We start from the raw sequence: 26,703 nt of genomic DNA on the forward strand, positions 1-26,703 counted from the left end.
CTGTTCAGACGGTAGCTAATGGAGCAGCAGAACTGGCCGAGGCCAGCTCCAGTAAACCTGCAAACGTAACCTGTTCATTTCTCAGCTCACCCACCACCTGGCCCCGGTTAAACACCAGCGCGCGGTTGCAGATATGAGCAATTTCTTCAAGGTCATTGGAAATCACCAGCACCGCCACGCCTTCGGCGAGGGCTTTATTGAGCAGGTGATAAATCTCTTCGCGTGCGCCGACATCCACGCCAGCGGTAGGATCTTCAAGAATCAGTAGCGGCGCGTTGAGGTGCATCCAGCGGGCCATGACCACTTTCTGCTGGTTGCCGCCGGACAGGGCGCTGATATCCAGGTTGACGTCTTTGGGACGCACGTCGAACAGCTGGACTTTCCACCAGCTGGCGCCTACCTCGGCGCGGCGACCATAGTGCGATATCAGCCGATGACCGCTGGCGCAGGGGTTAATAAACAGGTTTTCACGCACGCTCATCGACATCACCAGACTTTCGCCCGTGCGGTCGCCTGCAACCAGTGAGATGCCCGCTGCCATCGCCTCACGGGGAGAGCGTGGGTGGCAGGGGTTGTCGCGAAAAATAACCTGTCCGCTGGTGGCCTGCTTCAGGCCAAACAGCATTCGGCCTATTTCTTCCTGACCGGCTCCGCGCAGTCCTGCCAGCGCCAGCATCTCGCCTGGCTGCAGGCTAAAAGAAACCGGCCCGACTTCGTCAATGCACAGCTGATTCAGCGACAGCACCGGCGGCCGCGCCTCGGGCAGCACGAGGCGCTGGTTACTCTCCAGCGCCTCGCCCACAATCATTTCCACCAGATCGTGAAGCTTGTAATCTGCCGTGACGCCTTCCGCAACGCGTTTACCGTCTCGCATCACGCAAATACGGTCGGCAATTTCGATCACCTCATCCAGGCGATGTGTCACGTAAATCATGCCGACGTTGCGGCTTTTCAGGCGTTCAATCACGCCAAACAGGTGGCGCACGTCGTTGGCGGGCAGCGAGGCGGTGGGCTCATCCAGCACCAGCACTTCGGCGTTGACCGCGACGGCACGGGCGATGGCCAGCAGCGATTTCTCTGTCCGCGACAGTTCAAACACGCGGGCATCGGGGTCCAGCTGAATACCGACTTCCTCCAGCGCCGAACGCGCCCGCTCACGCACCGCCCGCCAGTTGACCAGGCCAAAGCGGCGGTTGAATCCCATCACCAGTGCCATATTTTCCGCCACGGTCATCCACTCAATCAGCCCCAGGTCCTGGTGAATAAACGCGATGGGCTGGCTGGTTGCCGTTTTCAACGCGGCGGCGGATGCCGTGACGTTTCCCTGAAAGGTAATCTGGCCCTCATCGCTGGTATACACGCCAGCCAGCACTTTGATCAGGGTGGATTTACCTGCGCCGTTTTCCCCCAAGAGCGCCACCACCTCGCCGGGGAAGACGTCCAGACTCACATCATTAACCGCGGGGTTGCCGCCAAAGCGTTTGGTGATATGGCTGAGTGTAAGAACCGGTTTATCCGGATGAGGTTGCATTTCTGCCTCCCGTGACGCCTGGTGAGTATCGGCAGCAAGAGCGGCGACCGCTCGTTGCTAATTTCAATATGTGAAATACTATTCCAAAAAATAGTATTCCTGACGCCGGGGAAAAGCAAAGAAGGAGGGTGGATATTTATCTATAAGAAACAGTAAGTTAAAATATTGTTTTGAATTTGTGATGAACAGCGCACTTCTGTCACGACGAGAAGCGTGCGCCCGACCACACTAAAAAGCTAAAGATTCCCTGTCGGTAAGCCTTGAGTTAACATCATGCGTTAGCGCGTTCAGGAAGTGAGAAATGGAGAGGGTCGGTGGATGGCGGTGAAAGTGGATAAAGCAAAGGAAACGAAGAGCGATAAACCCTTAGGGACACAAAGCCTGTTTCGTGGCCTGCAGTTAATAGAATTGTTAAGTAATTATCCTAACGGTTGCCCGCTAGCCCATCTTGCTGAACTGTCTGGAATGAACAAAAGCACCGTACATCGCCTGTTGCAGGGGCTGCACAGCAGCGGTTACGTGACCCAGGCACCTTCGCCCGGGAGTTACCGCTTAACCACCAAGTTTATTTCAGTCGGTCAGAAGGCGCTGTCGTCGCTCAATATTATTCACGTTGCAGGGCCACATCTGGAAAAACTCAACCTGGACGTGGGTGAAACCGTGAACTTCTCCAGCCGCGAAGACGATCACGTTGTCTTGATCAACAAGTTAGAACCTACTACGGGCATGATGCGCACCCGCGCCTACATCGGTCAGCATATGCCGCTCTACTGTTCAGCCATGGGCAAAATTTTTCTGGCCTGGGGCAGCGAAGAGTACCTGCTGCAATACTGGCAAAACCATCAGGACAGCATTGAGCAACTGACGAAAAATACCATTACCACGCTGCCCGAGATGCAGCAGGAACTCAACGATATTCTTCAGCAGCGCACCGCGATGGATCGCGAAGAAAATGAACTGGGCGTCACCTGCATTGCGGCACCGGTGTTCGATATTCAGCAGCGTGTCCCTTATGCGGTTTCGGTATCCCTGCCGACGGCCAAGCTGCAGCAGATTGGCGCGAAGCATCTGATGGCGAAGGTGGTTGCCACGGCGCAGGCCATTTCAGAAGAGCTGGGCTTCACCGCCTGAAAACGCCCGGCCTGCCGAGCCAGGCTTAGTTTTCAGGGAGCGTGCTGTCTCCGTCACCGAGCGTGCGCTGCATCAGCACCGTATCCAGCCAGCGGCCATGCTTGAACCCCACCGACGTTAATGTGCCGGTCACGGTAAAACCGGCGGCACGGTGCAGGGCGATAGAGGCCACATTGGCACTGTCACCTACGTTTCCCACCATCTGGCGAAAGCCGCGGGACTCAGCCCAGTGAATAGCATGGGCCAGCAGGCGTTTGCCAATGCCTTTTCCCTGGAACGCGGGCGCAATATACAGGGAATCCTCCAGGGTGAAACGATAGGCATAACGGGGCCGGTAAAAGCCCAGATAACAGTAGCCACAAACCTGTCCTTCACTGAGGGCGACGAACCAGGGCAGCCCGGCGGCGCGAAGTTTTTCCAGCCGGCTGGCTATCTCTGCCTCGTCGGGCGGGACGATTTCAAAACTGCCCGTGCCCTGTAATACGTGATGGGCGTAAATCTGTTGTATTGCCGGAACGTGGCTGTCTTCTGCCAGTATTATTTCCATTTCACTGTCTCCCTGCCTGTTAGCGTCGCGAAAGGGCATTGTCATCAGAATAAAAACGACCGGACATCGCGCTTCACCAGCAGAGGCCCGGTTGGCTGCACCGGACGCGGTAAGGCGCAACGCCTCCCACCATACAACCGGGCCAGACACGACCGATCCCGAACAAGAATACGCGGATTACACAGCCAAATTCCAGCGCCTGTAAGCCTCATCAATCGCCTTTGTGCCCTGCAAAAAGCATTTGGGCAGATCGATGTGCGGGTAGCGCGTTTTATAGCGTCTGCGGTTTCCCGGCGTTATCAACGCGATGTGCTTTATCATCGCCCAGTTCACCTTATCCACACTGCCCTCAAGTGCGCCCGGCCGGTTGGCACTGGCGTAACAGCGTCTGACGTAACGCAGCAAGCTGACGGGCATTGGGACATCAAGCAGAATATAGCCGGTTGCTCGCGCCAGTCGTTCGTTAAGACAGGCTGTGTAGTTGCCGTCCATTACCCAACAATCCCGGTGAATAGCCTGATGATGTAAATGCAAAAACTCAGCCTTCTCTCTTGGCTGCCAGTGGGTATTGGGCAGGTGATAAAGTTGGTCAAGATGAATGGCAGGCAGGGCGGTGTGATGTGAGATCGCGGTCGCAAGCGTTGATTTTCCGCTGTTAGACGGCCCCATAATGCAGATGCGTGGCCCCAGATCCTCAAGACTGATTAACGCATTCATGGCGACGGTCCTAGTAGAAGGTGTGGTGGATTGCCCTCAGCCCGACGGGCAGAAGGGCAATCCAGCAGAATTAGACTGAACCTTCTTTTTCGATCACCAGCACTCGCGCTTCACCCTGGGGATGGGCGACATGCTCGGTACCGATACTGGCATAGAAAATATCGCCCGTTTCGAGACGAATTGTCTTCGTTTCTCCCGCTTCCTTGTAATGCATGTCAACGCAACCATCCATAACGGCAAACACTTCCTGGCCATCATTGATATGCCATTTGTAAGGCCTGTCTGTCCAGTGAAGGCGCACGGTTGTGCCTTCAAAATTAGCAATGTCGAGGGCGCCCCAGGCCTTTTCGGCTGAGAAAGCTTTGCTGACGTAGGTTTTCATTTTTTTCCTGACAGTCTGAACGCGTGTGATACGGTTATATCGCATCACATGAGGCATGATTTGCAAAATATTGCGCATATTGCTGGCAGAGGAAGGGGAGGTCACTCGCACGGGGCCAGGTGAGCCAGCGCGGCACGCCGGGGCGCTGCCACGTGCACGATAAAACCAGCCAGCCGGATGCGGTCACCTGCCCGGCTGGCATGAAGGCGGAATCAGAAGTTCACGTTAGCGCTGATTCCACCCACAAAGGCATCTTTCACCTCACTGACGGCGCCCGGCGCAACAACGTATTGCAGGTTAGGACGCAACTGCAGCCACCTGGTCAACTGGGCGTTGTAGTAAATCTCATAATTGTATTCCGACCCCTCCTGGATGGGCAGGTAGGTTGGACTCGTAAAGTCAGTCTGGCCGCTGGCATCGTTCTGCTCACGCAGCGAGCGGGTATAGGCGCTGTTAACGTGAATACGCGCGGCCCCCACACCCATCTCATCCTGCGGACGGGCATCAAACGGCCCTTTCCAGGTGAAGCTGATGGACTGGTAGTTATCTGTTTTAGAGGTTTTATGATCGTTCATGACCGCCTGAAGGCTGACGCCCAGGCCACGGCTGGCATCACCGCCTTGTGCCGTAAGCTGCTGCTGTAACAGCACATAGCCGCCGTAGGCATGGTCTTTGCTCTGATAGGCGCCATCACGCCAGCTGCCGTAGTTATCGCCATTTGCCGACGAGTAGTAGTAGCCGATGCGATAATTACCCGGCAGCTTCTCCGGTCCGAAAGTCGGTTTCCAGCCCAGTTCGACCGGCACCAGATTGCCTTCAGAATTGCTGGTATCAAGACGGAAGCCGTCGCCCCGGTCGTAGTTCGCGCGGTTCTGATTATAGAAACCAACCTGGAAAAAGACCTCAGGGGTAAAGTTAACCTTCACCCGTCCGCCCCACTGGGATACCGGCCAGTTGAACCAGCGATCGCCCCGCCAGTTACCGGCCTGACCGCTGCCGAATGCCAGGTTCTGAAACTTGCTGTCGAAATTATCGAAGTCTTCTCCGACGGTGACGCGGCCGGCTTTAACATTCACTGTGTTATCGAACAGGCCTTTGCTTAACCAGAACTGCGTCAGTCGCCAGGTCTGGCCGCGGCCGTAGACTTCCTGTGTCGAAGAGAGCATCCCGGTGCGACGGTCGGCAACCTGATCGGAGATGTTGCGACCATTACGATCGGTGATGGTCACCTGGAACTGAGTATCCTGCCAGTCGAGGAGTTTTTGCAGATCAAAATTGGCCCCGAAAGCCCACTGATCGCTGTAACGCATCGAGGTATGGGTATCGGCGCCGCCGCCCAGATTAGCGGCGCTTTCCATGGTGTAATTAACGTCTAATTTAATGCCGTCTTGTTCCAGCTGTGTTCGCGAACCGTTCCAGTCACCAAACAGATAAGGTGAATCGTAGCTGAAGGCATCGGCGGCCAGCGCGGAGGCGCTTAGCATCGTAAACATCAGGGTGCCCGCGGCCAGGCGAGGCATAAACTGCACTGCTTTTTGCATATTCATAATCGTTATTCTTGTGTGAATGACAGTAATTGACAGGGCAGAGAATAATGCTGACTAAATGTCAATTTTTGCAAATCCGTGCGTATATAACGTCAAGATAATAAGTAATTAACGCAAGTGTGACAGGTCTCTCTGAACGAATATGTTTTTAACAGAAAAGGCATTTATTGCGAGGCAGCGTAAAAAAAGGGATGCCGGAGCATCCCTTTCGCCTCAGGCTTTGCTGGCGCGGGAGAGTTCTTCAATCTCCTGCTTACTTAAGGCCAGTTCCGTTGCCTTTACCAGTTCATCAAGCTGTTGCAGGGAGGTGGCGCTGACGATAGGTGCCGTAATACCCGGACGGGCAATCAGCCAGGCCAGTGCAACCTGAGTAGCCGAAGCATCATGCGAGGCGGCGACGTCTTCGAGCGCCTCAACAATCCGCAAGCCGCGTTCATTCAGGTATTTATCCACAATGCCCTGGCCGCGCTGACTTTTCGCCGCATCCTGAGGTTTCTTGTATTTACCGCTCAGAAAGCCGCTGGCCAGCGCATAGTAATTGATCACGCCAAGGTGGTTGTCGCGTGCGACCTGCTCCAGTTCACTTTCATAACCTTCGCGGTCGTAAAGGTTGTATTCCGGCTGCAGGGTTTCATAGCGCGCCAGCCCCTGCTGCTTGCTGATATCCAGCGCCGCCTGCAACCGCTGCGCGCTGTAATTGGATGCACCCAGCGCCCGCACTTTTCCTTCTTTCACCAGTGCGTCGAAAGTGCCCAGCGTATCGGCCAGCGGCGTGGATTCGTCGTCCCGATGTGCCTGATAGAGGTCGATAACATCCGTTTGCAGGCGGCGCAGGGAATCCTCCACGGCCTGGCGAATATAGGCGGGTTTCAGCCCTTTTTTCTCTGGCGACATCTCTATACCGACTTTTGTCGCCAGCACGATCTTGTCGCGTTTGCCGCTTTTCTTCAGCCATTTGCCGATGATGGTTTCTGACTCGCCACCCTGATTGCCTGGTGCCCAGCGGGAATAGACGTTTGCGGTATCAATAAAGAACAGACCTTTTTCAACCAGCGCATCAAGTAGGGAAAACGAGGTTTTCTCGTCTACCGTCCAGCCAAACACATTGCCGCCAAAAGTCAGAAGCGGCACGTTGATACCACTGTTGCCGAGCTGGCGGGTTTTAAGCTGCGTCATAGCATTCTCCTTGGTTAAACGAATAAGGTATATCTTTCAGCTTAGCAAAGGAAAATCCTCGTTATTTAATTCGGCTTATCAACCCGTGCGCCAGGCGAATGCAATGTGCCGAGACGGATGAGAAGGGTGAGATGAATTTAGCCCGTATAGGGCAGATGAAAGGGAACGTCTTTTCATCTGTTTTGCCCGCCATCAGGCGCCGCCGATGCCAGCTGATAAGGCCATCTTTTCCCGGCACGGAACCTGACCTTGCATTTTTTACAGTCTGAAACCCATCTTAACCAGAATGCAAAGAATCGCGGCAGACGGCGAGGTCGTTTGGCGCTATAAAAAAGCAGGGGCCGGGCCAACGTGGCCGGAATATTGCCCACTGGAATCCGGAGGCATCGTGGCGCTACGTCTTACCGATACCGTCTTTACCTCAACCTCGTCATGCCGACGCCGGTTTCTGAAAAGCAGCGCGGCGCTGATGCTGGCGGGCGCGCTGCCGTTGCCGGTTCTGGCATCCATCCCACCTTTTCCCGCCCTTAAAACTGTTGCGGCGCAAAGTCATCGGCTGTTTGGCTTTGCCGTCAGGCCCGACAGTCTGCAATCCGATGCGCACTATCGGCAGTTTGTGGCGAGTCAGGCGAGCATTATCGTGCCGGAAAATGCGCTGAAATGGATGGCCGTCCATCCCGCGCGCGATCGCTACGATTTCGCCGGGCCCGATGCGATCGCCGCCTTTGCCCGCGAGCAGGGGATAAGGCTTCGCGGGCATACGTTTTGCTGGCACCGCGCCCTGCCGGACTGGGTACAGGCTATTGCTGATGAGGCTGAGCTGGAGAAGGTTTTGAGGCAGCATATAGCGACCGTTGCGGGCCGCTACCGCGGGCAGATTCACAGTTGGGACGTGGCTAACGAAATCATCAATCTCGCCGACGGACAACCTGGTGGATGGCGCAACAGTTTCTGGTATCAGCGGCTTGGTACGCGTTATATGGATATTGCCTGCGAGGCGCTGCACCAGGCCGATCCCCATGCGGTCATCTGTTACAACGATTACGGGCTGGAAAGTGACGATGTGAGTGGGCAAAGGAAACGGGCGGCGGTACTGGCGATGCTGCGCGACTTGCAGTCCAGACATATTCCGATTGGCGCGCTCGGCATCCAGTCTCATCTCAAAGCCGGTCCCCATCCCGCTTTTGGGCCGGGGCTGGCGGCATTTATTCACGACGTGAAATCGCTTGGCCTGAAGGTGTACATCACCGAACTGGACGTGGATGACAGCAGCGTGCCGATGGAGAGCCGACCGATGGCGGTTGCCGGTCTGTATAAACGCTATCTTTCGCTGGTTCTGGAGGCGGGCGTTGCCGCCATTTTAACGTGGGGCGTTTGGGATACGCCGCACCGCACGGCTGCGACACCGAAGGCGGGGGACGCGCTGGCGACCGGGCCGCTGCTGTTTGGTAAAGACGGCAGCCTCAAAGACGCCAGCTGGGCGGCGCTGCACGCGCTCCGCTCATCACCGGATCTCAGATGACGCACGTGCGGCTATCCACTGGCGATAACGCAGCGGCGTCATCTCCATCATCTGATGAGAGGCTTAACCGCAGAGCGGAACCTTGCTCTGCGGTTAAGCGATCAGAAGGACTGCCAGTTTTCCGCTGACAGGCCAGCGCTAGTGCTCTCCGCTAAAGGCTTCTTCAGCGATGGTTTACGTAGCACATTCTGACCTGCGGCCGGGGTTCTGCCTGTGTTAAACACCGCTACCGACTGGCGTAACTGCGTTGCCTGATCCTCCAGCGATGCAGCGGCACTGGCCGACTCTTCAACCAGCGCGGCGTTTTGCTGCGTGACGCCGTCCATTTCAGATACCGCTTTACTCACCTGCTCAATGCCGCGCGTCTGCTCGGCCGAGGCGGAGGCAATCTCTGCCATCAACTGCGTCACGCTGTTAACGGAATTCACAATGCTGCCCATCACATCGCCTGCTTCTGAGGCGTGCGTCGAACCACTGTTTACGCGCTGGGTGGACTGGTCAATCAGCGTGCGGATTTCCTGGGCCGCGCTGGCGCTGCGACCGGCCAGAGACCGCACTTCACCGGCCACCACAGCAAAACCACGTCCCTGCTCGCCCGCACGCGCGGCTTCCACTGCGGCGTTAAGCGCCAGGATATTGGTCTGGAAGGCGATGCTGTCAATAATGCCAATAATGCTGGCGATCTGTTTTGAGCTTTCACTTATCTGTTCAATGTTGGCGATCACCTTCGCGACGATTTGCCCACCCTGCGAGGCCATCACGGAGGCATCTTTCGCCATGGTGGTGGCCTGCTGAGCATTTTCCGCGTTCAGTTTTACCGTTGAGGTGAGCTGCTCCATGCTGGCTGCGGTTTCCTCAAGGGCTGCGGCCTGTTGTTCGGTGCGCGAGGAGAGATCGGTACTGCCGGCAGAAACTTCTGCCGCGCCGGTAAAAATTGACTGCGTGGCATCATCCACAGAGCGGATGGTGACAACCAGCGCACTGCGCATCTCTTCGAGCTGGCGAAGCAGTCTGCCGGTTTCATTTTGACTCTCACTGGCGATCTCCTGAGTCAGATCACCGGCAGAGATAGCACGCATGTAATCCGTCGCCATGCTCAGCGGTTTCAGCAGCAGGGTTCTCAGACCGGCCCAAACAGTGGCAACGGTGACAAGGGCAATGATCGCGATAATCAGCAACGTCCACAGCATATTACTGTAGTTGCTATCGTTTTCAGCGGCTATCTGCTTCATTAACTGGTAGTTCGCACTGCGCCATGTCTGATAAGCCTTATCCAGATTATCCTGAGCTTCCTGCGCATCAAGATTCCCGTAACCCTGATAGTTATTATTTTTCAGGAAGTCTACTGAGGCGAGCATTGTTTCGTGCATCTTGTTGTAAGCCGCCTCGACATTTTTTGTCACCTCAGCATGCTGACCCGGTAATGCGGGTGCGGTCTTATAAGCCTGGAAATACTCATCAGCTTTATCGGCGGATTGTTTTGCCACCTCCAGCAGTTTGGCAATAGACGCCAGTGACGCCGGATCTTTCTGGTTTTTAAGGAAGCGGATCGCCACGCGGCTGATCGTCACGCGGGTTTTAATCAGCGTTTGTACACTGTCGCTCAACTGTTGTTGCTGCAGCGTAAGTTGTTCAGTATGCGAGAAATTGCGCCCGGCCTGACTGACAGAGGAATAAAAAAGAAAGCCCGTAATGGTCAATAGCGCACTAAAAAGAAATAACACGGCAACAATACCCGTCGTGATTTTAAGGTTTTTAAGCATTGCAGTAATCCCGGTAAAAGGTGATACAGGTTTATCGGTATTAAAATGATTAGCTTAATAGTGACGCGATAAATAATGTGATCTATGACAATAACTAAGAAATAAAAGCGGCTTTTCTGAAGAGAGAAAATGTTAGCGAGCCCTTGGGGAACATCGTCTCAATGATAAAAGGCAGCGCGGCTAAAATGTACCATCAGATACATTATTGTGATCTGAGAATAATAAAAAGGTCCACGGTTTGCGCCCATGCGTCGTTATTTTGCACACCCGATGCCTGTATTTTCACGTGAATATAATAACGCTTTGAAATAATAATAAAAACCTGATGCCCGGCGCTTTTCTCCCACTGGCGTTATTCGTGCAAGCGATGCAGAGGTTAGCGGATGTCAGGCGTGCTGGCGCAATGGAGGGCGAACAATATTCTGGAAGGCTGCAGCAAGGGCGAATGCAGTTTATGACAGGCATAAAAAAACCCGCACAAGGCGGGTTCTTTTCACAACGACTTAACTGCTCAGGCTGTTGCCATCATCGCTATCGTAAGCGGTCGTGAGGGCATCAGCTGTTACAGAGCAACAACATTGCCAGCTGAAGGACCTTTAGGGCCGTTCTCGATTGAGAACTCCACTTTCTGGCCTTCATCTAATGTTTTGAAATCGCTGCTCTGAATAGCAGAGAAATGTACGAATACATCTTTGCTGCCGTCCTGAGGAGAAATAAAGCCGAAGCCTTTATCAGCGTTAAACCATTTTACTAAACCAGTCATTTTAGTTGACATAGATGTGTCCTTTTCATTTTGAGCCACGCAAGGTGACGAAGATGGCCTGTTTTGCAGATTTTACTTATTGGGCACTTAGGAGGAGGCTCATGAAGAAGGGCATCTGGGAATGACGCTTGAACTGAGGACTGCTTTACTAAAACTGCTTTCATAAGGTCTGTGTTCCAAACCGATGTCGCTACACTATAGAGGTTGAACGTATTAAGCAAGGTTTAATTTTATTTAAGTCAGACAGGCAGGCGGCCATGTAACAAACCCGGCCAGCGCACGGCCTTGCGCTGGCCACGGCCCGTTGTTGAATAGGCCCGCTTATCCCGATCGCCACCACCCCATTCATTTCTGCTTTCCTGGGGTTCTGCCCATCCAGATCAATAAACAAGAATAGTTATCATTTGTATAATCCCTTTCTGCTGTTACCGGAACGGATAAGGCCATGCAAATTACACCAGGTACAACCTATCGCATCAGGGGATACCAACATTCTATTCATCCCGCCTGGCGGCAAAAATTATTAACTATGGGCATGTTACCCGGCACGCTGATTGAGGTCGTTCGGATCGCACCGCTGGGCGATCCCGTGCAGGTCCGCACGCGTCGCGTGAGCCTTGCGGTCAGGCAGCAGGACCTGGCGTCCGTCATGCTGGAAGAAATACGCTGATGAAAACATTGACTCTAGGCCTGATTGGCAACCCAAATACCGGCAAAACCACGCTGTTTAACCAGCTTACTGGCGCACGTCAGCGCGTCGGCAACTGGGCCGGCGTCACTGTCGAACGTAAAGAAGGGCAGTTTTTTACCGCCACAACGGATGTGCGACTGGTGGATTTGCCAGGCACCCGCTCGCTCACCACCTGTTCGGCGGACGGCTCTGTTGATGAAAGCATCGCCTGCCGATACCTGTTTGACGATCACGCCGACCTGATTGTGAACGTGATCGACAGTTCAAACCTGGAGAGCCATCTTTTCCTGACGTTTCAGTTACTGGAACTGGGGGTTCCCTGCATTGTGGCGCTGACTATGCAGGACATTGCGGCCAGCCATAACATTCGCATTGATATCGCTGCACTCTCAGCCCGTCTGGGCTGTCCGGTTGTCACCCTGACTTCTACCCGTGCTGACGGCATCGCTAAGCTGAAAGACGCCATTGATAGCTGGCAAAAAGAGATCGCGCCGCCGCCGGTGGTGTACCCGTCCGGGATCGAAGCAGCGATTTCCCGGCTCCGCGCTATGATGCCCGGCGAGATCAGCACGCAAAAACAGCGCTGGCTGGCGTTACAGCTACTGGAAGGCGATGTTCACAGCCGTGAGGTTTGTCCTGCGGCCGTAGCGCATTTGCCCGAGATTGTTGAGGCGGCTGGCGGCGATCCAGCGATGGTGATCGCCGACAGCCGTTATCAGGCCATTGCGACGCTCTGTGCCGCCGTCAGTAATATTCAGCAGTCGGCGCCGGGCACGCTGACTGAAGGACTGGACAGCATCGTGCTCAACCGGTGGGCAGGTATTCCAGTTTTTCTGGGTGTGATGTACCTGATGTTTGTTCTGTCGATCAATATTGGTGCCGCCCTCCAGCCACTATTCGATAGCGGTTCGGTGGCGCTGTTTATTCATGGCACGCAATGGCTGGGTTTTCACTTTCACTTTCCCGACTGGGTGACGGTGTTTCTGGCACAGGGAATCGGTGCCGGAATCAATACCGTGCTACCGATTCTGCCGCAGATTGGCCTTATGTATCTGTTTCTCTCTTTTCTGGAAGATTCCGGTTACATGGCGCGTGCGGCATTTGTTATCGATCGCCTGATGCAGTCGCTGGGCCTGCCCGGTAAATCCTTTGTTCCCTTAATCGTCGGCTTTGGCTGCAATGTGCCATCCGTTATGGGCGCCCGCACGCTCGACACACCCCGTGAGCGCTTACTTACGGTGTTGATTGCGCCCTTCATGTCCTGCGGCGCTCGTCTGGCCATTTTTGCTGTATTTGCCGCCACGTTTTTTGGGGCTTACAGCGCCAGCCTGGTCTTTTCCCTTTACGTGCTGGGCATTGCTGTGGCGATTATCACCGGGTTGATCCTGAAACATACGCTGCTGCGTGGAGAAGCGTCTCCGTTTGTGATGGAGCTGCCCGTCTATCATCGTCCCCATCTCAAGAGCCTGCTGATCCAGACCTGGCAGCGCCTGAAAATGTTTATCATCCGTGCCGGACGGGTCATCATTTTAGTGAGCATGGTTATCGGTCTGCTCAGCAGCTTTTCGTTTAACGGATCGACGGTGGACAATATCAACCAGTCCGCCCTGGCCTCAGCCAGCAAAGTCGTCACGCCAGCACTGCGGCCAATCGGGATCACTCCGGATAACTGGCAGGCCACTGTGGGCCTGGTCACCGGCATTATGGCAAAGGAAGTGGTGGTTGGAACGCTGAACAGCCTCTATGTCGGAGAAGATGTGCAAAGCGGTGCCTTTGATCCGCAGCACTTTGATCTGTTAGGTGAGCTGGGCGACGCACTCACAGAAACCGGCAACAGTCTGCAAGCGGCGTTTCGCCTGAGCGCGCTGGCAAATCCTATCGAGGCCAGCAAAGGAGACAGTGAAATAAATGCCAGGCAGATGGGCGTGATGAGTGCGAAGTTTGGCAACGGCTTTGCCGCTTACAGCTACTTAATTTTTGTGCTGCTTTACGTGCCCTGCGTCTCGGTTATGGGGGCGATTGCCCGCGAGGCTGGAAGAAACTGGATGCTGTTTTCATTCTTTTGGGGTTTAAACGTCGCCTATTCCGTCGCCACGCTGTTTTATCAGAGCGTCAGCTTCCGCAGCCACCCTGGCGTGAGTGCGCTTTGCCTGATCGGTGTCGTAATGGTCAACGCTGTGGTGTTTGTTCTGCTGCGGCGATTCAGCACGCGCGTGAAGGTGACGCCTTTTTCCAGCGTGGCAACCTCAGTGGGTTGTGGGGGCTGCCAGGGATGCGCCAAACATCAGCATACAGGTTAGGGCGTTTGCCGTGCGACGAATCAGTGCCCGGAACTCGCCTCTGTTGCTGTTGGCGTGATGGGCGCAATGGTACTGATGGTCCGACGCCAGGGCGTTGTCAGTTGCCCCGATCCTGAAAACCACTGTGCCCGCTGACAACAGCCTTAATCACGCGGCAGTTGATTGGCCCTCAGCCTGTTTCGATTTAGGTACAATACATAGTGCGTGCTCATAGGCCCGTGTGAGCATGACGGCTACCGGCCAAAATGTGATGTTTAAAAAAACAGGCCGTTTAAGCAAAAAAGAGTATTCGATATATCAGCCGCGTGAATATTTAGCGTGGCGATATATCTTCAATACATCGATGCATGAAGTTAAACGTTAATTAAACACGATGGCGTCTTCTGCTTTATATATTTATTTAGTTGTGGACTTTGCTGTTTTTTTAGTTATGCCGCCTTTAGCATTTTGATGGCTATTATAAGGATATTCTTATTCCTGAGACAGAATCCCCACTTCCTCCCCGTAAGACTACGATTAAGAGAGTCCTGATTTCGCATTGTGGGGCGGTTTGTAGAGCCGGCTTATTGCGAAAACGATCCGCATTTGTGTAAAGTGGAATATACCATCCTTTGTGCATTTCAGACGGTATTCCAGGTCCTTTATAAATTACAGAATACTCCTAATTTATCTGTTATTGTTTTGTTTTTTTTGGTTTTTTTTATCACTGGAGTTCTTTAAAACATTTTGATACAAAAATTGACGATGTGCCTACATACGACTGATTTAGAGTAGCCAAAAATTGTTCAAATAAAAAATAGTTGGGACTAACTGGCCATCTCTCTGCATTTCATTTTAATAAATTTGTCACACCAGAGGTTATATGATTAATAATCAGCAGGGCCCTTTAGTGTCATTTATTGTGCCCGTTTACAATGGCGCCGAATTTATTGCGCGCTGCGTTAAGAGTATTCTTAAGCAGCCACAGGCTGAGCGCTGTGAACTGATTCTGGTGAATGATGGATCCAGCGATAATTCACTTGAACTGTTGAATGAATACCAGAATTATCCTGGTGTATTGATCATCGATAAGCCTAATGGCGGGGTTTCTTCAGCGCGTAACTGTGGGCTGGACGCCGCAAAGGGTACCTTTATTTCTTTCGTTGATGTTGACGATTTCCTGCCCCCACGTGTACTTGATACCTGGCTGATGCTCATGAAGGACGATGCAATTTTAGCCGTAGGCGAATCGCGTACGTTTTCTCATGATGGGGAACCTCTGTCAGAGGTAACAGAAAACGACACACAGCGCTGTATGAGTGCGGATAAGGCGATAAGTGAACTGCTGTATCACACGCCCAGGCACGGTCTTTGCGATAAGTTTTTCCGCCGAGACATCGTGCAGCAGCAGCAGTTGCGCTTCCGTGAAGATATCTTTAACTTTGAAGATCTGTTGTTTGTCATCAGTTATTTGTCTGCTGCGCGCCACGGGCAGGTCGTGTTTAGCCGTCGTGTGGTTTATCACTATGTCGAATCAAGAAACTCTGCCACGCGTTCGGATCTTAAAGAAAAACACTTCACCTATGTCCGGGCGTTTGCAGGAATTAAAATGCTGCTGCTGCGCCCCCATGAACGCTTTTACTACTTTTTGTTCCTGAAGGTGACCGCTTCGCACATTTACAAAGCACTGCACAGTAGGGAGTTCAACGCTGCGTTTGTTAAGCAATATATCGATCTCTACCGTCAAAATTACCGTGCTTATTGCGCCGCCGGTGTCATTCCGGATGCATGGAGCCTGTACTTCACCTTTTTCTTTCTGTCTCCGCGGCTGGTATCGGGGCTGCGTCACTTCGCACAGAATGTGCTGAGGGCACGGTCGTGAAACAGAAGCTACAAAACTCCCTGTGGATGATTATTGAGAAGCTGGTTGCCGTCTTTGGGCTGATGTTCGTCACCTCTTTTGTGGCGAAATACGTGGGGCCTGTGACGTTCGGCGTCATCGCAATTTCGATGCTGATATTCCAGTTTATCCAGTCGGTTGCCATGATGGGCTGCGACGTCATTCTGCTCAAACGCATTGCGCAGAACCACCGCTCTGGCATCCGGCTTATGGTGCCCGCCGTCATGCTGGTCTTTGCCATCTACTGCGTGTTGTCTGTGATTGGCATCATCGTGATGCGTGAGGAGATGAGTGCTCAGGCTTTTGTCTTTATCTGCGCCGCCGCGCTGGCCTGCCTGTTTTCTGCTATCGACCTGATTAACATCTATAACGAAGCGGTGTTGAATGCCAGGCTGAATGTCATGGCGAATCTGACCGGTCTGCTCATCAGTCTGGGCATTCGCTATGGAATTTCGTACTACCAGCTCGAACCTGAGTTGCTGGCGATTCCGATTGTACTGGCGACTTTTATTCCTTTCGTCATTAAAATTTGCGTGTTTGGCTGGTATCACAGGCATTCTCAGGTACGACCGCCGCTTCCCAGGCTGAGCCATATTCGCCGTTACAGCCGCTATATCCTTCAGGCCGGGCGTTCGCTGGTGATGTCGGTTATCGCGATTACCATTTATACCCGACTGAATCAGCTCAGCGTCTCTTGGTTTTTAGGCCTGAAAGAGGCGGGTATTTTTTCGGTCGCGATGACGTTGTCAGTGGCGTGGGTGTTTTTGCCTAATGCGCTGCTGGCTTCTTTCTATCCGGCTCTGTTTGCCGAACGCGATCCTGACGTGGCCGTGGTGCGGGCCCAAAAACTGCAGTTGCTGGTCATTGCCGTCTCACTTGGTGTGATCCTTGGCATCATCCTTGTCGGCCCGTGGTTTATTGCGCATTTCTATGGCGCGGCCTACACCGAAGCAATTGCGCCCATGGTGCTGTTAAGCGTTGGTGCCATGTTCGGTGTGCTGAGCAGCGTAATGGACAGATTCATCATCAAGTACAACGGTTATCGTTATCTGATCAAAAAAACGTTTTGTGTGTTGGCCGTGTGTCTGGCAACGACGGTAACGTTGGTGCCGCTGTTTGGCATCACCGGAGCGGCGATAAGCGTTGTCATTACCGAGTTTATGGCTTTCACCGTTCTTAATTATTTTTTCCGTGGTCAGCCGATGATGAATATTCATAAAATATTCATCCAGCCGGGTAAATTATGGTTCCTGATTAACCGTACCCTGTTTTCTGGCCGGTAAGTTAAGCTTTTATGAAAGGTATTATTATTTTTGAGAAATAATACCTTTCATCATATTGAAATACATTCATTGAGATTTAATTTCCTCGTAGATTATCTGTAGGATTCAGATAAATATTATTTTTATAATCCTGCAAACCTGCGGGAGGCGTACGTATGCTTTTATTATTTCATTCATTATTTTATCTACAGTATTTGATTAAGGTTAATTACTGATCTTCGTTGCCGGAATTATACCTGTTTATAGTCAGTTTAATTTAGCGCTTTTATACTGTGATCGTGGATTTATAAATAATTAAAAAGCTCATTTTCTCCAGGGAGATAAGGAATGAAGGCGGCTAAACAGCGCCAGTTTTCCTCTGTCCGATAGTGCCATGACGTATGCTGGTTACGAGGTTTTAAAATGAATGATAAATATTTATTCAGTATAATAATACCGGTTTATAATGCCGAGAAAACGGTGATGCGTACGCTGCAAAGCCTTCTTCTCCAGACATTTAAAAATTATGAAATCATTCTGGTCAATGATGGTAGTAAAGATAACTGCGCTGCGATCCTTGAGGAGTTCAAACAGTACAATAATTTTAAAGTCATTACTCAGGATAATGCCGGGGTTAGCGTCGCCCGCAATACTGGACTGGAAGCGGCATCGGGTGACTATGTTATCTTTATCGATTCCGACGACTGGGTTGACAGTGATTTCCTTGCTGTATTTCATCAGCACCTTTACTCAGGCATTCCACAACCTGTTGATCTGATGGTAGGGAACCTCAAGTGCGATCGCGTGGGCGACCTTTCGACTTACGGTTATTTTACGCAACCCGAGATTCCGGCCGTCCTGGGCGAGATAGAGCTCAGCGATAATATTGGTTATCTTCATAACAAGTGTTACAGAAAAAAAATTATCGATGATTTTAGTATTCGCTTCACTAAAGGCATTTCGATGAGTGAAGATCTCCTGTTTAATCTTAACTATTTCTACTACATCGATAACCTGTTTGTTTTCGACAGTGCCTCCTATCACTATGATGATGTAGAGAACTCGCTTTCAAAGAAACGCGTACTGTATGAAGAGCTGCTGGATCGTAAACATTACCTCAACGACTTATATCAAAGGCTGCTGGTTAAGTATAAAAACGGCGATATGGCCCGCTTTTCTACTGGAATAACCAAACGTAAGCTGACGCTGGATATGCAGATCGTGACCGCGATGTACTACACCACGCTGAATATTAATGAGGTGCGTAACAGCATCAAGCGTATCAAAGAGAAGCGTTATCCTGAGAATGTCCTGGGGCTGTTAAACAGAAGCGAGAAAGTGAAGTATCATGTCATGAACGTCAATGCCAGAGCGGCCTATCTGGTGCTGTATATGCTCTACAGATTGCGTTTTTTTTAAGATTCAAACTGTCGCCTGTTTTCATTATTCACTACCAGCCTTCTGGTGCAGGGCGGGGCATGTTGTTGTTTTAACTTTACCTGGTTTTGCGATTTCCGGATCGTCAGCATCAGGCGCTGTTTTTCCAGCGTCAGTTTGTTAAGGCATGCATAAGAGCGCGGGCTGTTGAATGCCGTCAGCCAACGCTCTGTGATTTTCCCAAATTCAGTCAGTGTCCTTGAGCGATATAACAACCCGTCTGGCAGGTCGTCACGTCCAGTTGAAACGCGGAATAAGAGCACGCTGGGTGGGTTTTATCGCTTTGATCAATGCCAGCATCGGGCAACGACCCCATGAGATTGATGGATTATGATACACAAGAGTGATTTATCCCCTCTTCAATAAGAGAAAAAACGTCATCAAGAACATCATAATAAGTGGCTTCAGACTCGCGTTCTTTCCAGATGTCGTAAGCTGAACTGTAGACGAATTCCAAAATAGCCGCGATAGTGTGTGGCCTGATGTCTTTTAAAGGATCGATAACCATTTTCAGTCAATCGCCACGGGTTTAACCGCCCTCTCAGCGTCAGTTGAAATGACTTAATGAGAGGTGTCCATGAGCGGTAAGCGTTATCCCGAAGCGTTTAAAATCGAAGCAGTGAAACAGGTCGTTGATCGCGGCCATTCTGTTTCCAGTCTCGCACTACGCCTCGATATCCCCACCCACCGCTTCACGCAGGGATAAAGACGTCAGGTCCGGATTCTTTCTGTAATAATGAACAGTCAGAATATAAATCAATAATTCTGAATCGAATGCATGAAACGCGTTTTGCCGAATTGGAAAGAGATGCAAAAGTATCAAACGATTCATTAAAATATTATTAAATAAAAAATATCAAAAAAACAATGGGTAACGATATCGGCAATCATTCCAATTTGAATTAATAGCAGCCTATGTAATTTTTTGTAATTTTTGCGCTTGCATTAACCGTAAAAAAAGCATAGAAAGGTTACAATTTAGCAACATTTAATAAAGTTTTACACTGACACACCTGACAGCTTTCACTTCTGTCTGGAGAGGGAAATGAAAAGACTTTCTGCGTTGTTAACCCTAAAATCTCTAAATAGATGTGCAGGATTGCCCCTGAGTAATTTAATGATGAATCAACGATACCAGACAAGTTCGAATATCGCTGCATCACAGGTTGGGGAATCGGCAGATGACCTTGTTATGTCATGGAGGCCACCAAAAAAAAGCGGAACCCTGAGTAAGGGTTGCAGCATACTGGCTTACCAGTACAGGTGGCAAATAAATGGCAGCGACTCAACCATATGGCATTCTATTCCTCAATATGCCACCTGCTTTCAGCGTTTTCGTGTTGAAAATGGCCTAATAACCAGAGGGTATTCTTCTGGCGTTTGTCCGAAAAGACCTGAAGGTGCGAAGTTGATTCCCAACACACCGGTATCAAAATCAACGCTTTAAAGCTACCTGGTCATAATATTGATATCAAATAAATCTGTCATGCCAGATTTATTTGATATTAACTTTCATTGAAGCTTTATAGTAAAAATTACTTGAAGGTAAAAATGAAAAAAAACAAAAAAAACATTCCATTATGCTTCGTAAAAAAGACACGCAACGCTGTTTTTAACAGAAGCATAGCGGCGCTCTTTTCAGCGCTTATCGCTTTTATTTTTTGTTTTTTTTCTGGCGGTGGTGCTTATGCCCAGTCTGCTGGAATATTATCTGCCACAGATAATCAAGACGACTATAAAGAAAACAGTGACAAAGCCTCTCATTCAGAGGGTAGTGCCCTGGCGCTCCCGACAATGTATGTGGTACTTGAATGGGAGTGGTTGCCAAATGGTGAAAACCTTGCGCGCAAGAATTATCAAGTGAAACTTGATGCCTGCAAGGGTTCCGGTATGCCTTTCAAAGCGCTTTCAGCACAAGATGAGGCCAGGCTGGGTAAGGGAGAGGTAGAGATATCTATTGATGGACATCATCAGGTTGCTAAGGAAGTCAGCTGGACGATGGGCGCTGAGGGTGAGGATGCTCAACATGCCTGTATGATTAAACTCGAAGAACACACAGACCAAAACGAAGTTAAAGATGCTGCAGAGGAAGGAATGTATCAGGCTATCGACAGCGACAGTCGCATTCAAAATCATCAGAATGCCCAGTCTGTCGGTTGGAAAATAACGGGAGAAAAGCAATATAAAGGTATTCCCTGTACTGCCTGGAGTAATGGTAAACAAGAGGTCTGTATGTGGTCAGGTGGATTAAAATGGGGTTTTGATGATTCAGCAATGGATACCGCGGGATGTTCTGTAAGTACTGCCGGTGATTTTCTCACGTCTATACCTGTTGACGCGAAGCCTTTAAAAGGGGCAATCGGGTGTTTATTCAAACTCAAGACATTCAATATTAATAAAAGCTAACTCACCTTTTTTATCGATTCCATAAAGCGGTCAGTCGTTCACAACTCATGGAGAAAAAAATGAAAAGCATCATGGTTCTTTTCACAATAATGTTCGTATTAACAGGATGTAGCACATCGGGTGGGGAGGATAAATTTAGCCGCACTTATGTTTCATCCCATATCATAGCCAACAAAACCACACAGGCTGAAGTCAAGGCGCTTTATGGCGTACCTGACGATCAAAGTTCATCCTCAGATGGTTCGGTCAACTGGCGTTATAGAAAGGGTGGAAACTTAAGTACTGCGTCAAGCGTCTTAGGATATATTCCGGGCGTGAGTGCCCTCTCAAGCGCCGTTGGAATGGCTTCGAGTGCGCAAGGTGCCTCTGAGTCAATGACAAAAGCATCCGGCAAACTGACTGGCAATACTGAGCAACATAGTGATTATTTATCCGTTTGGTTTGATAAAAACAACGTTGTAAGTAATTGGTATATGTAAAACTGGAAGTTAAAGAGGGTGAGATTATATGTCACCCTCTTTTTTAAATTTTTATTGCCAATGCTTTACGACTGACTTTCGTTTTTTATGAATAATTGATGTAGAACGGATTTCGTCGTTAGCGCTCTGGCACCGCGCCGCCTCAATCAGATTTAACCTTATCATTATATCCTAACGTCTAATCCTGACCCCGAGTTTAATCCAGTTATAATCAGGGCTAGCCAGTTTCGGTCTGGCTGAATTAAATGTATCCGGCAGGGAATTAAATACCCTGTACGCCCGTCCATCTTCAGTAATGCGTCGGGCACACATTGAAAGAAATGTCAGGCTCTGTTCTCAGGTGATTGACACTACGCTTTAAGACGTGTCGGTTGTGCACAAATTTATCTAAACAGCGATGAATTCCCTTTTCCACCAGAAAAAATCAGAGCCTGAAATCAGCGACTCGCTGCACGCCGTGAGGGATTCCTGTCTGCTAATCAACGGACAGGCCGCGATCACATTATTCCCTCATGGGGTTTTGCAGGGCGGATCCGATATCAGCGTCGCGCCTCGCTAAACCGCATAAAACTGTTTGCGGGCCTTTACCGATCGCCATTTCGCCCCCACATCTGCAAAATCAGCTGCCGGGATTGTCACGCCGAAATATAACCCTACTGGCGACGCGTGTCGTGCTTGCATGGATTGCCAGAGCATAGCGCTGTTCGTTGAATGATGTTGCTGCAGCTTGTCAGGTTCATTGAGCAGCGTGGCAGTGCGGATGGCGTATTGATGGGGGTTCCAGCGTTTATCGAACCCACGAGCTTGCAGTTATGCCCCAAAATCCAGATATAAAAAAACCCGTTGATATTCAGTGATATCATCGGGTTTATTTAACGTACTGATTTTTATGTCTCCGGACTGACTAAGCTATCCCAAGACAATAATATGGTGCCCGAACCCGGAATCGAACCAGGGACACGGGGATTTTCAATCCCCTGCTCTACCGACTGAGCTATTCGGGCAACGGGGCGCATTAAACCGTAAAGGCCGCAGGCCGTCAACGGCTTTGATAAAAAAACCACGCAAAACGTGACTGATTGCCTGAATTTCAGTCAAAGACGATGAAACTCAGGCCAGTGCGCCGTTTTTACGGCAGAGGGCGATACTCAATACGTCTTCCGCCAGGCGTTTCGCCACATCAACGTCCTGCACGTTGCGTTTAACCAGCAGTTTGCTCAGGCAGCCTTCCAGTATCAGTTCCATTTGATCGGCAACCATACTGGGGTTATCCAGACCAAGCGAGGTTAAGATGGTATGCGTAAATTGCCATGAGGCGCGCTTCTGCTTTTCTGCCAACTGATGGATGGGCTGATCGGGCTGGGGATAAAAACTGCAGGCGGCGATAAACAGGCAACCGGGAAAGCGGCCCTTGTTGACCTGCTCGTTTAATCCTTCATAGCGTGCCATCAGCTTCTGATCAGGACGCAGAGCGTCGTTCTGCAGAATGTCATGGCGCCACTGTTCAATCTGCTGGGCGTGAAACTGCAGTGCATCGTAGAGCAGCGCGTCACGATCGGGCCAAAACTGTTCAAGCTGTGTCAGGCTGAGCTGCATATCATCGGCCAGGATTGCCAGCGATGAGGTCGCCGCCAGACCGTTTTGTTCCAGTACGTTTAACGCATGGTCAAGTATCTGTTCACGTTGCAAATCGTTCTCCTCTGGTGTGCAAGCCTGTTTTGTTCAGCAGACTGTGTCCTGGTTCCAGTGTTGTTTACTCATGCAATTTCTGCAAATGCGCGCGAAAATCATTCGCCTTCAGGAAGCCGGTAATACGCGATTCCGGGATCTCTTTTCCTGTCGCATCAAAGAACAAAATCGTGGGTAACCCGAGCACGTGCAAATGCTGCAACAGCGCATTATCGGTGGCCGTGTTCGCCGTGACGTTAGCCTGCAACAGCTGCACATTGTTCAGGTTGTCACGTACCGCGCTGTCGCTAAAAGTATATTTTTCAAACTCTTTACAGGCCACGCACCAGTCCGCATAGAGATCCACCATGGTGATACGGCCCTGAGCCTGCTGCAGGGCCTGGTCTACCTGTTCAAGGGTTTGAACAGGCTGAAAGGGAAGGTGCGCGATGTTTTGCTGCGGCGCGCCGCTGCCAAAGGCCCAGTCCTGCAACGGGCGGGCGCTGATCAGGGCGGCGACCAGCATCATAATTTGCATCACGCGCCATTTGCCGCCGCTGGCGCGTAAGCTCGCGCTGAATGCCCAGGCAAAGAATGCCACGGCCAAAAGGCTCCACAAACGCATGCCCCACAGATCGCCCAGTATCCGCTCCAGCAGGAAGACCGGCAGCGCGAGAATAACAAAACCAAACCCTTCTTTGACGGTCTGCATCCAGGGACCGCTTTTAGGGAGAAAGCGGTTGCCAAACAGGGTAACGGCAATCAGCGGCAGTCCCATCCCGACGGCATACAGCCAAAGCGTACCGGCACCGGCCAGCAGGTTTCCGCTCTGCGCGATATAAAGCAGAATTGCGCTGAGTGGCGCAGTGGTGCAGGGCGAGCAGATTAGGCCTGCCAGCGCGCCCATCAGGAAAACGCCCGGCAGTGAGCCGCCTTGCTGACGATTGCTCCACAGTGCCAGACGCGTTTGCACGCTGGCGGGAAGCTGTAGCGAAAACAGGCCAAACATCGACAGGGCTAACAGGATAAACAGCGCCGATAAGCCAATAAGCACATAAGGATGCTGCAACGCCGCCTGAAAGCGCAGGCCCGCCGCCGCCACAATCACGCCCAGTAAGGTATAAGTGAGCGCCATTCCCTGCACATAGACCATGGCCAGCGCAAACAGCCTGCCCGGTGAATAGTTACGCTTACCGCCAAGGATAATGCCAGAGATCAGCGGATACATCGGCAACACGCACGGCGTGAAGGCCACGCCGATGCCAATCAGCAGCGCCCAGAGCGGCGAAAAGGGCAGAGGGTTGGCGCTGGCAGGCGCAACGGCTGGCGGGGACATTGTGGCGGCTACCGGGGAAAGGGGGATGCTGCGGGTTTCCGGTGGATAACAGAAGCCGGCGGCGGCACAGCCTTGATAACTTACGCTAAGGGTCGCTCCTTTCGCGGCCTGCTGCAGTATGATGGGCACGCTGAGATCCTGCGGGTAAATCTCGCTTTTACCAAAAAATTCATCTTCATGCGGCTGGCCCGCAGGCAGGGCTAACGGCGCAATACGTGCATCATGGGGCACGACCTTAATCTGTTGGCGGTAAAGGTAATAGCCCTCTTTGACTTTCCAGTGCAGGTTAAGCTGCGAGCCTTGCTGATCGAAATCAAAGGCAAAAGCCTGGTCAACGGGCAAAAAGCGGCTGGTGGTTTTGGGGGAAAATAAGGCAGCCTGCGCCTGCAGGCAGATAAACAGCGCCAGTACCAGTGTGATTAAGCGAGAGATGCGTGCAGCCATGACAAGTATTCACTGTCTCCATGTTGAACCGGAAGTACCAGCAGTTCTGGTACATCGTAAGGATGCGCGAGCTTAAGCAGTTCGATCAAGGCCTGCTGATGGGCTGTGTCGCATTAGAGTAACATCTGAACTTCGCTGGACTGCGCCAGTTGGCCCTGCCAGACATAATATGACGTTACACCCGGCAAGAGGGTGACGCAGGCGGCCAGCCTGGCCTGCAGCGCCTGTGCGGCAAGCTGTTGCGCACAGGCCTGGTCTGGCGCAGTACAGAGGATGATAACGGCGTTCATCGTAACGATCCTGTTGAAAATAACGCCGATAGTAGCACGTTCCCTGCCCGGCTGGAGTTACAGTAACAGCCCACCAAAAATAAAGCCGAACATGACAGACAAGGTGATAGCAAGGACGCCAGGAATAATAAAGGCATGGTTGAAGACAAACTTACCGATTCGGGTCGAACCCGTATCGTCCATCTCCACGGCGGCTAACAGGGTGGGATAGGTCGGTAACACAAACAGCGCAGACACGGCGGCAAATGAAGCGATGGCTGTCAGTGGCGTTACGCCAAGCGCTAACGCGGCAGGCAGCAGGGCTTTGGCGGTGGCGGCCTGGGAATAAAGCAGCATGGAAGAGAAGAACAGCACCAGCGCCAGCATCCACGGATAGGTTTTTAAGGTATCGCCCGCCAGCATCTGGATATCAGCCAGATGGGCTTTTACAAAGGTGTCGCCCAGCCAGGCCACGCCCATCACACAGATGCAGGCGCTCATGCCAGACTTGAATGTGCTGGCGCTGAGGATAGCACCGGTATCAATTTTGCAGGTCAGACTGATCAGCGTGGCAATAGTGAGCATAAACACGACGATCGCCTCATTGCGCGGCAGCGGTGGGTTAGCGATCAGGTTGACGCTTTCGCTGGTGGCGGTGGCGTAAATCACCACGGCGGCAATACCGGCCAGGAACAGCAGTACCGATTTTTTAGCGCCGGGTTGAGTCTGATAAACCGTCTCGCCGCGTAGCGTCACTTCACCTTTCGCCAGCCTTGCCTGATAAACCTCATCATCTTTTAGCTCTTTACCCAGAAAATTGGTCACCAGGGCGGCAAGAAACAGCCCCACCATGGTGGCCGGAATGGCAATCGCCAGCAGCATGATATAGCTCACCCCGCGCGGTTCCAGCAGCGTGGCAAAGAACACCACCGCTGCCGAAATGGGAGAGGCGGTAATGGCGACCTGAGAGGCGACAACCGCAATCGATAACGGGCGGGAAGGCCGGACGCCTTGCTCTTTCGCCACTTCAGCAATGACCGGCAAGGTGGAGAAGGCGGTGTGGCCGGTACCCGCCAGCAGGGTCATCATGTAGGTCACCAGCGGCGCAAGGAAAGTGACATAACGTGGATGACGACGCAGCAAACGCTCGGCAAGGCTGACCAGATAATCCATGCCGCCCGCCACCTGCATGGCGGCAATCGCGGCGATCACGGCCATGATGATTTCGATCACATCAAAAGGGATCGCACCGGGCTTCATGCCAAAGCCCAGCGTCAGGATCAGGACGCCTGTGCCGCCTGCGAAACCTATGCCGATGCCGCCCAGGCGTGCGCCCAGCCAGATCGCCATCAACACGATAAACAGCTCAATCAGGAACATCTGTCACTTCCTCAAACAGGATTAGCCGGTAAGCAAACTCATCCTTTTAACAAACAAAAAGGCACATCGTTTT

The 26,703-nt window shown here is 51.7% G+C and carries 20 protein-coding genes, 1 tRNA gene and 2 pseudogenes; 10 read left to right on the forward strand and 13 right to left on the reverse strand.

The features are described 5' to 3' along the window. Positions 1 to 4 precede the first annotated feature (4 nt). A complete protein-coding gene (locus tag DFO57_RS07120; protein WP_110015210.1) occupies positions 5 to 1,531 on the reverse strand; it encodes a sugar ABC transporter ATP-binding protein in 1,527 nt (508 codons plus the stop codon). 318 nt (positions 1,532 to 1,849) lie between these two features. Here DFO57_RS07120 and DFO57_RS07125 point away from each other — a divergent pair, with 318 nt between their 5' ends. Then, entirely contained in the window at positions 1,850 to 2,662 is an 813-nt protein-coding gene (locus DFO57_RS07125) for an IclR family transcriptional regulator (protein WP_014595130.1), read from the forward strand. Positions 2,663 to 2,687: 25 nt separating this feature from the next. Here the strand turns inward: DFO57_RS07125 and DFO57_RS07130 are convergent, their stop codons facing one another. From DFO57_RS07130 to DFO57_RS07150, 5 genes are all read right to left on the reverse strand, one after another. Further along, positions 2,688 to 3,209 carry a GNAT family N-acetyltransferase gene (locus DFO57_RS07130; protein WP_031283310.1) on the reverse strand — a complete coding sequence of 174 codons (522 nt, stop codon included), beginning with the start codon at positions 3,207 to 3,209 and terminating at the stop codon, positions 2,688 to 2,690. A gap of 177 nt (positions 3,210 to 3,386) precedes the next feature. After that, positions 3,387 to 3,926: an AAA family ATPase gene (locus DFO57_RS07135; protein WP_110015212.1), complete on the reverse strand. Its 540-nt coding sequence runs from the start codon at positions 3,924 to 3,926 to the stop codon at positions 3,387 to 3,389. Between the two features lie 70 nt (positions 3,927 to 3,996). Then, positions 3,997 to 4,308 (reverse strand): cupin, encoded by a 312-nt coding sequence (locus DFO57_RS07140; protein ID WP_014606875.1) that lies wholly within the window; start codon positions 4,306 to 4,308, stop codon positions 3,997 to 3,999. A 212-nt stretch (positions 4,309 to 4,520) separates the two neighbouring features. After that, positions 4,521 to 5,855: a carbohydrate porin gene (locus tag DFO57_RS07145; protein WP_031283312.1), complete on the reverse strand. Its 1,335-nt coding sequence runs from the start codon at positions 5,853 to 5,855 to the stop codon at positions 4,521 to 4,523. Positions 5,856 to 6,068: 213 nt separating this feature from the next. Next, complete coding sequence (locus tag DFO57_RS07150) at positions 6,069 to 7,031, reverse strand: aldo/keto reductase (RefSeq protein WP_110015213.1); 963 nt, start codon at positions 7,029 to 7,031, stop codon at positions 6,069 to 6,071. 388 nt (positions 7,032 to 7,419) lie between these two features. Between DFO57_RS07150 and DFO57_RS07155 the strand changes: the two genes are divergently transcribed. After that, positions 7,420 to 8,553 carry an endo-1,4-beta-xylanase gene (locus tag DFO57_RS07155; RefSeq protein ID WP_233255853.1) on the forward strand — a complete coding sequence of 378 codons (1,134 nt, stop codon included), beginning with the start codon at positions 7,420 to 7,422 and terminating at the stop codon, positions 8,551 to 8,553. 101 nt (positions 8,554 to 8,654) lie between these two features. Here DFO57_RS07155 and DFO57_RS07160 read toward each other — a convergent pair whose 3' ends face one another. Beyond that, on the reverse strand, positions 8,655 to 10,316 hold the full coding sequence (locus DFO57_RS07160; RefSeq protein WP_013024281.1) for a methyl-accepting chemotaxis protein: 1,662 nt from the start codon (positions 10,314 to 10,316) through the stop codon (positions 8,655 to 8,657). Positions 10,317 to 10,878: 562 nt separating this feature from the next. Beyond that, complete coding sequence (gene cspA, locus DFO57_RS07165; RefSeq protein ID WP_014606872.1) at positions 10,879 to 11,091, reverse strand: RNA chaperone/antiterminator CspA; 213 nt, start codon at positions 11,089 to 11,091, stop codon at positions 10,879 to 10,881. A gap of 433 nt (positions 11,092 to 11,524) precedes the next feature. Here cspA and feoA point away from each other — a divergent pair, with 433 nt between their 5' ends. The 8 genes and pseudogenes from feoA (at position 11,525) to DFO57_RS07220 (ending at position 21,533) form a co-directional block, all read left to right on the forward strand. After that, the gene (gene feoA, locus DFO57_RS07170) at positions 11,525 to 11,749 is read left to right on the forward strand and encodes a ferrous iron transporter A (protein ID WP_013024283.1); all 225 of its coding nucleotides are present in this window, start codon (positions 11,525 to 11,527) and stop codon (positions 11,747 to 11,749) included. Further along, on the forward strand, positions 11,749 to 14,070 hold the full coding sequence (feoB, locus tag DFO57_RS07175; protein ID WP_089517677.1) for a Fe(2+) transporter permease subunit FeoB: 2,322 nt from the start codon (positions 11,749 to 11,751) through the stop codon (positions 14,068 to 14,070). Before feoA ends, feoB begins: the two co-directional genes overlap by 1 nt. A gap of 862 nt (positions 14,071 to 14,932) precedes the next feature. Continuing rightward, positions 14,933 to 15,931, forward strand: a complete 999-nt coding sequence (locus tag DFO57_RS07180; RefSeq protein ID WP_015701205.1) for a glycosyltransferase — start codon at positions 14,933 to 14,935, stop codon at positions 15,929 to 15,931. After that, a complete protein-coding gene (locus DFO57_RS07185; RefSeq protein WP_014606871.1) occupies positions 15,928 to 17,232 on the forward strand; it encodes an oligosaccharide flippase family protein in 1,305 nt (434 codons plus the stop codon). Before DFO57_RS07180 ends, DFO57_RS07185 begins: the two co-directional genes overlap by 4 nt. Before the next feature lie 402 nt (positions 17,233 to 17,634). Continuing rightward, on the forward strand, positions 17,635 to 18,630 hold the full coding sequence (locus tag DFO57_RS07190; protein WP_014595139.1) for a glycosyltransferase family A protein: 996 nt from the start codon (positions 17,635 to 17,637) through the stop codon (positions 18,628 to 18,630). Between the two features lie 595 nt (positions 18,631 to 19,225). Next, positions 19,226 to 19,378: pseudogene (locus DFO57_RS07205) on the forward strand (transposase); the annotation flags it as partial. Between the two features lie 821 nt (positions 19,379 to 20,199). After that, positions 20,200 to 21,054 carry a hypothetical protein gene (locus DFO57_RS07215; protein WP_014595140.1) on the forward strand — a complete coding sequence of 285 codons (855 nt, stop codon included), beginning with the start codon at positions 20,200 to 20,202 and terminating at the stop codon, positions 21,052 to 21,054. Between the two features lie 59 nt (positions 21,055 to 21,113). Next, positions 21,114 to 21,533, forward strand: coding sequence for a hypothetical protein (locus DFO57_RS07220; RefSeq protein WP_014606869.1), 420 nt, complete (start codon positions 21,114 to 21,116; stop codon positions 21,531 to 21,533). Between the two features lie 928 nt (positions 21,534 to 22,461). Here the strand turns inward: DFO57_RS07220 and DFO57_RS07225 are convergent. The 5 genes and pseudogenes from DFO57_RS07225 to DFO57_RS07245 all read right to left on the reverse strand — a co-directional run bounded on the left by DFO57_RS07225 (position 22,462) and on the right by DFO57_RS07245 (position 26,630). Continuing rightward, positions 22,462 to 22,537, reverse strand: a tRNA-Phe gene (locus tag DFO57_RS07225). Positions 22,538 to 22,643: 106 nt separating this feature from the next. Next, entirely contained in the window at positions 22,644 to 23,222 is a 579-nt protein-coding gene (locus DFO57_RS07230; RefSeq protein ID WP_014606765.1) for a transcriptional regulator, read from the reverse strand. 64 nt (positions 23,223 to 23,286) lie between these two features. Beyond that, the gene (locus DFO57_RS07235) at positions 23,287 to 24,981 is read right to left on the reverse strand and encodes a protein-disulfide reductase DsbD (RefSeq protein WP_029569493.1); all 1,695 of its coding nucleotides are present in this window, start codon (positions 24,979 to 24,981) and stop codon (positions 23,287 to 23,289) included. After that, a pseudogene (gene cutA, locus DFO57_RS07240) lies at positions 24,957 to 25,271 on the reverse strand (divalent cation tolerance protein CutA). Before cutA ends, DFO57_RS07235 begins: the two are co-directional and overlap by 25 nt. A 57-nt stretch (positions 25,272 to 25,328) precedes the next feature. Next, positions 25,329 to 26,630, reverse strand: a complete 1,302-nt coding sequence (locus tag DFO57_RS07245; RefSeq protein ID WP_013024297.1) for an anaerobic C4-dicarboxylate transporter — start codon at positions 26,628 to 26,630, stop codon at positions 25,329 to 25,331. Positions 26,631 to 26,703 lie beyond the last annotated feature (73 nt).

This window comes from Pantoea sp. AG702, from assembly GCF_003182295.1.
Classification (GTDB): Bacteria; Pseudomonadota; Gammaproteobacteria; order Enterobacterales; family Enterobacteriaceae; genus Pantoea; species Pantoea ananatis.